Genomic DNA, 10,959 nt, shown 5'->3' on the forward strand with positions numbered 1-10,959 from the left:
GGGACGGGCGTTGGCCGATCGGCGCCGCGCGTCGTGCGGCCGGCACAGGGCATGCCCCCGGCGCCCGGCGGGGGCGGCAGCGGTTCAGCTGGATCCACATCGACGACATCGCGGGGGTCCTGGACTTCCTGGAGGCTCACCCGGAGCTGGAGGGCCCGGTCAACGCCTCGTCCCCGACGCCGGTGGACAATCGGACGTTCATGGCGGCGGTGCGCCGCTCCGTGGGCGCACGGATCGGCCCGCCCCTGCCCCGTGCGGCGCTGGAGATCGGCGCCTGGGCGATGCGCACGGAGACCGAGCTCGTCCTGAAGAGCCGCTGGGTGCGGCCCGATCGCCTCCTCGACGCCGGCTACCGGTTCCGGCACACCGACATCGAGGAGGCGGTCCGGGCCGCGTGACCGCACGGGACGCGGCGGACCCGGGCTACTGGTTCGAGAACGCGGCGTCGAAGGAGGCGGCGGGCTTCGGCCACAGCAGGGATCGCACGAACGTCACCGCTTCGGCGGCGCCGTGCAGCCGGTCCATCCCCGCGTCCTCCCACTCGATCGAGATCGGCCCGGCGTAGCCGATCGCGTCCAGGGCCCGGAACGCGTCCTCCCACGGCACGTCCCCATGCCCGGTCGAGACGAAGTCCCAGCCGCGGCGCGGGTCGCCCCAGGGCAGGTGCGAGCCGAGCACGCCGGCGCGGCCGTTGTGCGGGCGCATCCGGGTGTCCTTGCAGTCGACGTGGTAGATCCGGTCCGCGAAGTCGACGATGAACCCCACCGGATCGATGTTCTGCCACATCATGTGCGACGGATCCCAGTTGAAGCCGAACGCCTCGCGGTGCTCGATCGCCTCCAGCGCCCGCACGGAGCTCCAGTAGTCGTAGGCGATCTCGCCCGGGTGGACTTCGTGGGCGAACCGCACGCCCTCGCCGTCGAACACGTCCAGGATCGGGTTCCACCGGGAGGCGAAGTCCTCGAAGCCCGCCTCGATCACATCTGCCCCGACCGGCGGGAACATCGCCACGTACGGCCAGATCGACGAGCCCGTGAAGCCCACCACCGTGTCCACGCCGAGCTTGCGGGCGACCCGGGCCGCGCGCTTCATGTCCTCGGCGGCACGCTGCCGCACCCCCTCGGCGTCGCCGTCCCCCCACACGTACTCGCGAAGGATGGCGCGGTGGCGGAAGTCGATGGGCGCATCGCAGACCGCCTGGCCCGCGAGGTGGTTGGACAGGGCGAAGACGGTCAGGCCGTGGCGATCCAGGATCTCCTTCCGGGACGCGACGTACGCGTCGTCCTCATCGGCGCGCTGGAGGTCGAGGTGGTCGCCGGACGCGGCGATCTCCAGGCCGTCGTACCCCCAGGAGGCGGCGAGGCGCGCGACCTCCTCGAACGGCAGGTCGGCCCACTGGCCGGTGAACAGGGTGACCGGGTGCGTGGTCATGACTTCTCCTCGGTGTCGGTGTCCTCGGTGTCGGTGTCCTCGGTGTCGATGTCCGTGGTGTCGATGTCCGTGGTGGTGCTGCCGGATGCGGCCGGCGCGAGCGTGACCCAGCGCCCGCCGCCGGCGGCGGACTCCAGGACGGCGGCGGTGACGACGGCGGCGCGGAGGCCGTCCGCGAAGGTCGGCAGGCCGTCCGGCTCCGCGCCGCGCACGGCGGCGTACACGTCCGCCACGAACGCATCGAAGGCGTCCTGATAGCCCATCGGATGACCGGACGGGACGAGCGACAGCCCTCGGTCGCCGGGCATCCCGGGTTCGCGACGGATGAGCCGGGAACCGTTCTCCTCGCCGATCCACAGGCGCTCCGGGTCCTCCTGCTCGAAGCGCACGGAGGACGAGGTCCCATGCAGCTCGATGACGAGCCCGTTCTTGCGGCCCGGGGCCATCTGGCTCACCAGGAGGGTGGCGAGGGCCCCGCCGGCGAACTGCGCCACCACCGCGGCGATGTCCTCGTTCGCCACGCTCGCGCCCCCGCGCTCGCCGAACACGGTCCGGGTGCGCGCGCTGAGCGCGACGATGCGGTCCCCGGTCACGAACTCGACGAGGTCGCACAGGTGCGAGCCGATGTCCGCGAAGGCACGGGACGCCCCGCCCGCGGCCGCGTCGGCCCGCCAGTTCGTGTCGGTGGCCCGGAGCATCCAGTCCTGCAGGTACGCGCCGTCGATCGTGAGGATGGCGCCCGCCTCCCCGGAGGCCACGATCTCCCGGGCGCGGCGCACCATCGGGTGGTAGCGGTAGACGAACGGGACGGCGCCGACGAGCCCGGCGGCGGTCACGGCGGTCGCGAGCGCCTCGGCGTCCTCGACCGTGGTGGCCAGCGGCTTCTCGCACACGACGTGACGCCCGGCGGCGATCGCGGCGTGCGCCTGCGCCGCGTGCCGCGCGTTCGGCGTGCAGACGTGCACCACGTCGCAGGACTCCAGCAGGTCCTCGATGCCCACGGCGGCCGCCGCGATGCCGAGCTCACCGGCGGCCGCGGCACCGCGCTCGGGACGCGAGCCCGCGATCACCGCGGTCTCCGCCCCCGCGGCGCGCGCCGCACGGCTGTGCACCGCCGCCATGAACCCGGTGCCGAGGAACCCCGCGCGCAGCCCGATACCGGAGAGGTTCGATCGCGTCACAGCGTCGCCTCGAACGGATCCCGGTCCTCCGGCACCAGCGGGATCTCGCCGACGGTGCTCTCCACGTCGACGAACCGCCCGCTTCCGACCGACTCCTCGATCGCCATCAGCGTGTCGAAGACGTGGTAGCCGAGCTCGCCCGTGGCGATGTGCGGCAGACCGCCCCGGATCGCCCTCGCCATGTCCAGCACGCCGAGGCCTCGACCGGCCTCGACGCCGACCCGCGGGACGGTGCGCCACTCCGGCTCGCTCCGCATACCGGCGAGGGTGGGCACCGGCGTGATCCGGACCTCCCCGCCGAACGTGTTGGGATCCGGGATCACCATGGTGCCCTCGGTGCCGGTGATCTCGACGAGGCCCGTCCGGCCCAGCGGCGAGTCGAAGCTGAACACGCTCTGGCTGGTGGCGCCCTGCTCGAAGCGGGCGATCGCCTGGACGAGCGTGGGCACCTCCACGGGGAACTCCGCCCCGGCCCGGTCCCCGACCTGCACCGTCCGCACCTCGCGACCGCGCAGCCCGACCGCCGCCACGCTCGCCACCGGGCCGAGCACGTTGACCAGGGCCGTGACGTAGTACGGGCCCATGTCGATCACGGGTCCGGCACCCCGGGCGAAGAGGAAGTCGGGGTTCGGGTGGAAGACGTCCGGGCCGATGTACTGCATCGCCGTCTGCGCCGACAGGGGCGTGCCGATGTCACCCCGCGCGATGGCGCGGCGAGCGGTCTGGAGCCCGGGCCCGAGGACGGTGTCCGGGGCGATCCCCACGCGCAGCCCTGCGGCGTCGGCGGCGGCGAGCAGCTCCCGGGCCGCGTCGCGGTCGATCCCGATCGGCTTCTCGCTCCACACGTGCTTGCCCGCGGCGATCGCCGCCAGGCTCACCGGCACGTGCGCCGCGGGGATCGTGAGGTTGACGACGATCTCCACGTCCGGGTGCGCGAGCACCTGCTCCGGGGTGCCGCTCTCGGCCACCCCGTGTTTGGCCGCCTGTGCGGCCGCCCGCGCGGTGTCGATGTCGCCGAGGATCACCACGCGGATGTCCGGGAAGGAGGTGAGGTTCTCCAGGTACGTGTCGCTGATCATCCCGGTGCCGATGAAGCCGACTCCGACGGGCCCGGCGCTCATCGCACGCCCTCCGCGCGCAGGGCGTCGGCGCTGCGCGCGATCGCGTCGAAGAGGTCGCCGTCGTACGCGTCGAACTCGATGACGGCGTACTCGGCGGCCGGGGCCGCGGCGAGGATCGCGCCCGTGTCGAGGTCGCCCTCGCCCGCGACGCGCTGATCGAGGGTCACCGCCGAGGCGTCGTCCGCGCGGAAGGGATCGGCGCCGATCACGCCGTCCTTCATGTGCAGGAGCCGGACCCGGTCGCCCAGGCGCCGGAGCAGAGCGGGGACGTCCTGCCCGCCGGTCGCCGCCCAGAACGCGTCCACCTCGAGGACGACGCGGTCGTCGAGGAGCCCGGCGAAGTGCTCCAGCGCGGGGACGCCGTCGATGTCGTGATGGAACTCCTGCGAGTGGTTGTGGTAGCCGAGCCGGATCCCGCGGGACGCGGCCTCATCCACCAGCCCGTTCAGCCGGTCCGCGGTCTTGGCGACCTCGTCGGCGCTCGACCAGCGCGGAGCGAGCACCATGGGGTCGATCAGGACCTCCACGCCGAGGGTCGCGGCGTCGTCGAGGATCGACGTGAACGGGGGCACCGTCACCACGTCGTCCCCGAAGCGCAGCTCGTCGGAGAGGAAGTTCGCGTGGCCGCTCGGGGCCGTCAGCCCCGCGGCGTCGTAGGCCGCCCGGAGGGCCGCGGCGTTGCCGACGAAGCCGAACGCCTCGACGTTGCGCACACCCAGCGCGGCGATGCGGTCGAGGGTTCCGGGAAGGTCTGCGGACAGGGCGTCGCGCACGGTGTAGAGCTGGAGGGAGAGTTCGGGAGATGTCATGCCGGTGCCTTCGTCGTCGAATATCCGAACCTCGACCAGAGGTCGGTTTTCATCGACGCTACACCCGAATCCGGAACAACGGTAGAGTTTCGCCATGTCCGATCCCGAGGGCGGCGCACGCCGCGGCAGCTACGCCAAGACCGAGCAGTTCCGGCTCGACGTGCTCGACGCCGCCCTCCGCGTGCTCGCCGAGGACGGCTGGGACGCCGCGACCCTCCAGCGCATCGCCGACGAGGTCGGGCGCTCCAAGCCGGGCCTGCTCCACCACTTCCGCTCCCGCGAGGGACTGATGCTCGAGATCGTGCGCCACCGCGACGAGGTGAACCGCCGGATGTTCCCGGCCGACGACGACGGCGGCTTCGGGGCCTCCCTCGCCCTCGTCGACCACAACGCCACCGTGCCGGGGCTCGTCGCCCTCTTCACCACCGTCGCCGCCCTCGCCGCCGCGGACACCACCGACACGCAACGACGGGCGTACTTCACGGAACGCTACCGCCGCACGACCGAGGGCTTCCGGCGGCGGATCGCGCGCGGGCAGGAGGCCGGCCTCCTCCGCGGCGACCTGGACCCCGACACGGCGGCGAGCCTGCTCGTCGCCGCCATGGACGGGCTGCAGATCCAGTGGCTGCTGGATCCGGGACTCGACATGACGGATCGGCTCCGCGCGCTGATCGACCTCTTCCGTCCCCCGCGGCCGGCGGACGTCAGCGGCGGGTGATGTCCGCCACGGCCTCGTCGAGCCGCGGGTAGCGGAAGCGGAACCCGGCGTCGGCGAGCACGCCGGGAGCCACCCACCGGCTCTTGAGCACGAGCTCCGACTCGGTGCGCAGGACCCACATCCCCGGCTCCAGCACGAACCGCCACGCGGGGATGCCAAACGGGGCATGGACGGCGCGACGAAGCGCGCGCATGAGGGTGCGGTTGTCCACGGCGTGCGGGGCCGCCATGTTCACGGGGCCGGAGATCTCGTCGTGGTCGCGCAGGAACCGGATCGCCTCGACGAAGTCCGCCTCGTGCATCCAGCTGAACATCTGCCGCCCGTGCGAGCGGACGTACCCGGGCGGAGCCGGCTCGGTCGGCTCCGGTCCGATCCCGCGGTAGCGGCGGTGCGGGAACCACCACCCGTCGATCTGCGGGCCGCCCGCCCCGAGACGGGCCAGCCGCAGGAGCATGGTCATCACCGGCGCGTCGCGACCGAGCACCAGGGAGGTGCGCAGGGCGATCCGTCGGGTCCCCGGCAGCTCGCCCTCGAACAGCGCCGCCTCCCACGCCCTGGTGACGTCGGGCGAGAAGCCGGTGTCGAGGGAGTCGTCGGCCTCGGTCTGCGGGCGGTCCAGCGCGTAGCGGTAGGCGGTCGCCGAGCTTCCGTTCATCCACACGGCGGGCGGCTGCGCGGCGTCGGCGATGGCCCGGCGCAGCGCCCGGGTCGTCTCCACCCGCGAGCGGAGGATCTCCTCGCGGTTGCGGTCCGTGTAGCGGCAGTCCACGCGCTTCCCGGCGAGGCCGATGACGAGCTCCGCCCCGTCCACGACGCGGCGGAGGGAGTCCGGGTCCGACCATCGCGCATCGGCCGTTCCGGAGCGGCCGATGGTGCGGACCTCGTACCCGTCGACGCGGAGGGCGTCGCGCAGCGCGGTGCCGAGGTATCCGCTGCCGCCGCCGATCACGGCGCGAGGACGCGGGGGCGGCAGGGCGCTCACGAGCCCGAGCCGTTCCCATCCGAGGGCGTCCCGTCGCCGGACTCGCGGCGGCGCCGCTCGATCTCCGCGCGCAGGCGCCACTCCTCGATCTCGCGGTCGAGGTCGGCGATCTGCTGCTCGGTCGTCCGGGTGTCGACCGGCGCCGGCGGGACCGACGGCGCCGCGGGCGCGGCCGGGCCGCGCCGTTCGCCGCGCATCCGCGGGATACGGACGCCGGAGTCGCCGTACTCGCGCCCGACGAGGAACCAGATGATGCTCCCGGCGAGCGGCAGGATGACCACGAGGATGATCCAGAACACCTTCGGCAGGTGCTTCACCTGCCCGTCCTCGCGCGTGATGATGTCGATCAGCGCCCCGATCATGAGCGCGAGCACCAACAGCGAGAAGAGGACCGCCATGCCCTCAGCCTAGCCGCGCCGCCCGCATCCCCGAGGAACCCCCGGCCGGATCAGGCATTCGCGCCAGAACAGGCACCCCACGCTGCCATCCGCCTGATCCCGCGCGTTCGCCTGATCCCACGCGGCGGCGACCCCGCGCACACACGCCCCGCCAGATCAGGCAAACACGCCAGAACAGGCACCCCACGCCCCCATCCGCCTGATCCCGCGCGTCCGCCTGACCCCGCGCGGCAGCGAGGACGCGGCGCCGGGGGCGGGGGCGGGGGGTCACGCCGTGCGGCTCTGCCGGAGCAGGTCGGCGACCTGGTCGACGAGCGCGTCGACGACGACGGCATCCGCCGCGAGGTCCGCACCGAACACGTCGGTCAGCGTCAGCAGGGAGGTGACCAGGTTCCTCGGGTCCCCGCTCCCGGACGCGGCCGCGCCCACGGCCTCGGCACGGGGATCGTCGAGGAGGTCCGGCCGAACGCGGACCAGGGCCATCCACGCCGCGACCGCGCGAGCGATCAGGTCGAATCCGTCGGCGGCCGCTCCGCGCCGGCGGAGCTCGCGCAGCGGCGCGAGCAGTCGCACCGGCAGCTTCTCCGTGCCGTCCTTCGCGATCTGGCGCACTGTGTGCCCGATCGCCGGGTTCGCGAAGCGCTCGAGGGTCTGCGCCTGGTAACCGGCGACGTCGGCACCCCGCGGCGCCGTGAAGGTCTGCGCCGTCTGCGCCATGAGACCGCGGACGGCGCTCGCCAGCGAGGCGTCGGCAGCGCACTCGTGGATCGTCCCGTGCCCGCGCAGGGCCCCCTCGTACGCGAGGAGCAGGTGCGCGGCGTTGAGGGTGCGGATCTTCATGTCCTCCCAGCGCGACACCTCATCGGTGAGGATCGCTCCGGCCCGCTCCCACTCCGGCCGCGGTCCGACGAACTCGTCCGCGATGACCCACTGCGCGAACGGCTCGGCGACGACGACCGCCTCGTCACGGACTCCGAGAAGCGCCTGTGCGCGCTTTCGGTCGTCGTCCGTGGTCGCGGGGACGATCCGGTCCACCATCGTGCGAGGGAACGTCACCGCATCCCTCATCCAGCGTCGGGTCCGGTCGTCGACGATGCGCTCCATCGCGGCGCGGAGCACGGCGCCGTTGTCGCGGAGGTTGTCGCAGCTGATGACCGCGAGCGCGCCGCCGTGGCTCCTCGCCCGCCGCTGGAGGCCGTCGCGGAGCGTCCGCAGCGGACGCGACGGCTCTCCGGCGTACGCCTTCTCCGTGATCGTCAGGGTCACGACGTGCGTCTCCTCGGCGGCGATCGCCGCGGCCACCCGGTCCGCGTCCCGCTCCCCCGCCGCGGCGTCGCGCACCGAGCCGACGACGTCGACCCGGTCGGCGTCGGCGGAGCGCTCCAGGACGCCGTACAGCCCGCCCTGCGGACGCAGCGCGTCGGCCACGTCCGGCCGCTGCCCGGTCACCGCCAGGATGCCCCACCCGTCCGCGCCGCCGCGGGCGAAGGCGCGTTCGGTGAACACCGCCTGATGCGCGCGGAAGAACGCGCCCGCGCCGAGGTGCACGATCCCGATGCCGCTCGGCCGGCGCGCGGGAAGCGAAACGCGGGACGACGAGACCCCCGGCAGGGCCTCCGCCGACAGCCGGCCCAGCCCGTCCCGGGTCACGCCGCCGCCGCCGTCCCGAGCAGCGCCGACACGTCCTCGGCGCGCCCGGAGAGGGCGGAGCGCCACATCGCCTCACCGGCCGCCACCGCGAACGCCGCCTGCCTGCTGGACGCCGCCACGTCCAGCCGGTCGGCGTCGGCGAGCCCGGCCCCGAAGAGGTGCCGGCGCATGGTCGTGTCGGATCCGTCGTGCCCGCCGCGTCCGGCGTCGATCGCGATCCGTCGGGGATCTCCGAACAGCGGCTCGTGCCGCAGCGCATCGGACCCGGGGAGCGGACGCCCTTCACGGTCGCGTCCGGAGACGGTCTCGACGCGCCCGTGGGTTCCGGTGACGCTCAGCCGGTACCCCTCCCACGGCGAGGAGAAGTCGATCGTGTAGGCGAGGGCGGCGCGGCTGGCGAACTCGACGGTGGCGACGTAGGTGTCCTCGATGTCGATCTCCTCGTCGAAGGGCGTGAAGCGGCGCCCGCGCGGATACTGCAGCTCGTAGGGCAGCCCGAACAGGCCGACGCGCGCCCCGTCCTCGGCGGCCGCGTCGGGGCTGAGCGCGGAGTACGGATCCGTGCCCTCCTCCCCCGCGCGCGGCCGGAGCGGGCCGTCCGGACCGTAGTGGTTGCGGGTGCCGACGGCGAACACCCGGGCCGGCTCGCTGTCGACGAGCCAGGACGCCAGGTCCAGGTGATGGGTGCTCTTGTGGACCGAGAGGCCTCCGGATCGGGCCCGCGTGCGGTTCCAGCGGAGGAAGTAGCTGGATCCGTGCCGGGCGTCCACGTGGTACTCGAGCGTGGCGTAGGTGACCCGGCCGATCCCTCCCTCGGCGATCAGGCGCTTCAGTGCCAGGTGACGGGCCGAGTACCGCAGGTTGTGGGTCACGATCACCCGGCCGCGCGAGCGCTGCTCCGCCGCCAGGACGCGGGCGGCGTCGGTCGCGGTCGAGGTCATCGGCTTCTCGCTGAGGACGTCGACGCCACGCTCCAGGGCGGCGAGGATGTAGTCGACGTGGGTCGCGTCCGGCGTGGCGACGATGACCGCGTCCGGCGCGGTCTCCTCGATCATGCGGCCCATCTCGTCCGGGCCGTAGCCGCGCACGGCGGCGTGCCCCTCCGGGACGACGGTGTCGAGGAACGCCGCGGTCCGGGCGGGGTCGGCGTCGAGCACCGCGACCAGCTCCGCGGAGCCCGAGAGGTCGTCCGGATCCGTGCCGTAGCCGAGCGCCGCGTCGCGCCCCTCGCCCGTGACGCCCATCAGGGGCCGGGCGAAGCTCGCGACGCCCCGGTTGGAGAGCCCGCAGAGGGCGTATCGGCGACGGGGAGGACGGGCGGCCGAAGCGGTCATGCCTCCACCCTGCCAAAGAAGCCGCAACTGTCGCAAGCGCATGCAGCAATATTCACCAATCGCCGTTCTCGGCGCTAGGCTGGCCCGCGGACGAGGAGGCCCGATGACCGCTGAGACGCAGCGAGAGGCACCGCGACAGGCGCCGTCCCTCGCTTTCGCACCGCACCTGAACGGACACCACGACGCCGAGCACGATCTGCGGCGGGCCGTCGAGCGACGCACGATCGAGGCGGTCGAGGCGGGGCGGCGCGCGCTGGACGGGATCAGCGACGCCGAGGGGCTCCTCGCGCTGCAGCAGAGGGTCCGCGCGGTCGTCCACGATGCGCTCGGCGGCCCGATGCGCCTCGGGCCCGTCCCCCACACCGTGCACGGCGGGTTCGACCTGCCCGGGATGCGCGTCGAGCGGATCGCTTACGCCCCGCGTCCGCGCGCCCACGTGCCGGCGACCCTGTACACCCCCTCGGGCCTGTCGGCCCCGACCGGGGCCGTGCTGCTCGCCTGCGGGCACACGGACGCGGCGAAGGCGGACCCCGAATACCAGCTCCTCGCCCGCGCCCTGTGCCGTGCGGGACTCGTCGTGCTCGTGCCGGACCCGATCGGCCAGGGCGAGCGCCACAGCTACCCGCCCGGCGAGGCCCCCGCGGTGGGCTGGGGCACGAGGGAGCACACGTACGCCGGCGTCCAGAGCTGGTGGCACGGGTTCTCCCCCGCCCGCTTCTTCATCGAGGACGCCCGAGCGGGCATCTCGGTCCTGCAGGGTCTCGACGCCGTGGACCCGGGGCGGGTGGGCGTCACCGGGCACAGCGGCGGGGGTTCCCTGGTCACCCTCCTGTGCGCGGTGGAGGATCGCCTGGCCGCCGCGGCGCCGGCCACCTTCGTCACCGCACGCGACGTGTCGATCGTTTCCGGCCAGGCGCAGGACGCCGAGCAGATCGTGCGGGGAGCTCTCGCGCACGGAGTGGACCACGCGCAGCTGCTGCTGGCGATGGCCCCGCGTCCGGTCCTCGTGCTCGCCGCCGCCTACGACTTCTTCCCCCTGGCGGGGACCCTCGACACCGTCCGGCGCATGGACGAGGTCCGCGAGCGCGTCGGCATGCCTCCCGTCGAGCTCGCGGTCGCCGACGAGGGGCACGCATACTCGGCCGCCCTGCGCGCACGGGCCGTGGAGTTCTTCCGGCGCGTGCTCGCCGACGAGCAGGCGCCGCCCGCGGCGGCCGAGGACGCCCGTCCGCCCGCCCGCGAGACGCCGGCGACCGCCGCCGATCTGGCCGTGTACCCGGACGGGGTGCGGGCCGCCCACCCGGACGAGCCGATGATCTTCGAACGCACGCTCGA

11 protein-coding genes are annotated in these 10,959 nt (G+C 73.8%); 3 read left to right on the forward strand and 8 right to left on the reverse strand.

What is annotated here, in order from left to right:
* Positions 1-398, forward strand: a 398-nt coding sequence (locus tag MR1_RS17060; RefSeq protein ID WP_157518325.1) for a DUF1731 domain-containing protein, incomplete at its 5' end; no start/stop codon positions are given.
* Between the two features lie 25 nt (positions 399-423).
* Here MR1_RS17060 and MR1_RS17065 read toward each other — a convergent pair.
* Genes MR1_RS17065 through MR1_RS17080 form a run of 4 tightly spaced genes read right to left on the reverse strand, consistent with a single transcriptional unit; the run spans position 424 to position 4,542 of the window.
* The gene (locus MR1_RS17065; RefSeq protein ID WP_067249768.1) at positions 424-1,431 is read right to left on the reverse strand and encodes a sugar phosphate isomerase/epimerase family protein; all 1,008 of its coding nucleotides are present in this window, start codon (positions 1,429-1,431) and stop codon (positions 424-426) included.
* On the reverse strand, positions 1,428-2,612 hold the full coding sequence (locus tag MR1_RS17070; RefSeq protein WP_084344851.1) for a Gfo/Idh/MocA family protein: 1,185 nt from the start codon (positions 2,610-2,612) through the stop codon (positions 1,428-1,430). Before MR1_RS17070 ends, MR1_RS17065 begins: the two co-directional genes overlap by 4 nt.
* Positions 2,609-3,733 (reverse strand): Gfo/Idh/MocA family protein, encoded by a 1,125-nt coding sequence (locus MR1_RS17075; protein WP_067249770.1) that lies wholly within the window; start codon positions 3,731-3,733, stop codon positions 2,609-2,611. The genes MR1_RS17070 and MR1_RS17075 overlap by 4 nt, the downstream gene beginning before the upstream one ends.
* Positions 3,730-4,542 carry a sugar phosphate isomerase/epimerase family protein gene (locus tag MR1_RS17080; RefSeq protein ID WP_067249773.1) on the reverse strand — a complete coding sequence of 271 codons (813 nt, stop codon included), beginning with the start codon at positions 4,540-4,542 and terminating at the stop codon, positions 3,730-3,732. Before MR1_RS17080 ends, MR1_RS17075 begins: the two co-directional genes overlap by 4 nt.
* A 94-nt stretch (positions 4,543-4,636) precedes the next feature.
* Here MR1_RS17080 and MR1_RS17085 point away from each other — a divergent pair, with 94 nt between their 5' ends.
* The gene (locus MR1_RS17085; protein ID WP_067249776.1) at positions 4,637-5,260 is read left to right on the forward strand and encodes a TetR/AcrR family transcriptional regulator; all 624 of its coding nucleotides are present in this window, start codon (positions 4,637-4,639) and stop codon (positions 5,258-5,260) included.
* Here the strand turns inward: MR1_RS17085 and MR1_RS17090 are convergent.
* The 4 genes from MR1_RS17090 to MR1_RS17105 all read right to left on the reverse strand — a co-directional run bounded on the left by MR1_RS17090 (position 5,247) and on the right by MR1_RS17105 (position 9,624).
* Positions 5,247-6,242, reverse strand: a complete 996-nt coding sequence (locus tag MR1_RS17090) for an epimerase (protein ID WP_409366275.1) — start codon at positions 6,240-6,242, stop codon at positions 5,247-5,249. The genes MR1_RS17085 and MR1_RS17090 overlap by 14 nt on opposite strands.
* Positions 6,239-6,640 carry a PLD nuclease N-terminal domain-containing protein gene (locus MR1_RS17095; protein ID WP_067249778.1) on the reverse strand — a complete coding sequence of 134 codons (402 nt, stop codon included), beginning with the start codon at positions 6,638-6,640 and terminating at the stop codon, positions 6,239-6,241. The genes MR1_RS17090 and MR1_RS17095 overlap by 4 nt, the downstream gene beginning before the upstream one ends.
* Positions 6,641-6,907: 267 nt before the next feature.
* Positions 6,908-8,290 (reverse strand): mannitol dehydrogenase family protein, encoded by a 1,383-nt coding sequence (locus MR1_RS17100; RefSeq protein WP_217996246.1) that lies wholly within the window; start codon positions 8,288-8,290, stop codon positions 6,908-6,910.
* Positions 8,287-9,624 (reverse strand): Gfo/Idh/MocA family protein, encoded by a 1,338-nt coding sequence (locus tag MR1_RS17105; RefSeq protein WP_067249784.1) that lies wholly within the window; start codon positions 9,622-9,624, stop codon positions 8,287-8,289. The genes MR1_RS17100 and MR1_RS17105 overlap by 4 nt, the downstream gene beginning before the upstream one ends.
* A 103-nt stretch (positions 9,625-9,727) precedes the next feature.
* On the opposite strand from MR1_RS17105, the gene MR1_RS17110 reads away from it, so the two are divergent.
* The coding region (locus tag MR1_RS17110; protein ID WP_174522560.1) for an alpha/beta hydrolase family protein at positions 9,728-10,959 on the forward strand (1,232 nt) is incomplete at its 3' end.

It is taken from the genome of Microbacterium resistens NBRC 103078, assembly GCF_001552355.1.
Taxonomy (GTDB): domain Bacteria; phylum Actinomycetota; class Actinomycetes; order Actinomycetales; family Microbacteriaceae; genus Microbacterium; species Microbacterium resistens.

What these genes read in the sequence shown, in the direction of transcription:
- MR1_RS17065 (WP_067249768.1), bottom strand. Translation starts at nt 1,431, where the DNA reads ATGACCACGCACCCGGTCACCCTGTTCACCGGCCAGTGGGCCGACCTG.
- MR1_RS17075 (WP_067249770.1), bottom strand. Translation starts at nt 3,733, where the DNA reads ATGAGCGCCGGGCCCGTCGGAGTCGGCTTCATCGGCACCGGGATGATC.
- MR1_RS17080 (WP_067249773.1), bottom strand. Translation starts at nt 4,542, where the DNA reads ATGACATCTCCCGAACTCTCCCTCCAGCTCTACACCGTGCGCGACGCC.
- MR1_RS17085 (WP_067249776.1), top strand. Translation starts at nt 4,637, where the DNA reads ATGTCCGATCCCGAGGGCGGCGCACGCCGCGGCAGCTACGCCAAGACC.
- MR1_RS17095 (WP_067249778.1), bottom strand. Translation starts at nt 6,640, where the DNA reads ATGGCGGTCCTCTTCTCGCTGTTGGTGCTCGCGCTCATGATCGGGGCG.
- MR1_RS17105 (WP_067249784.1), bottom strand. Translation starts at nt 9,624, where the DNA reads ATGACCGCTTCGGCCGCCCGTCCTCCCCGTCGCCGATACGCCCTCTGC.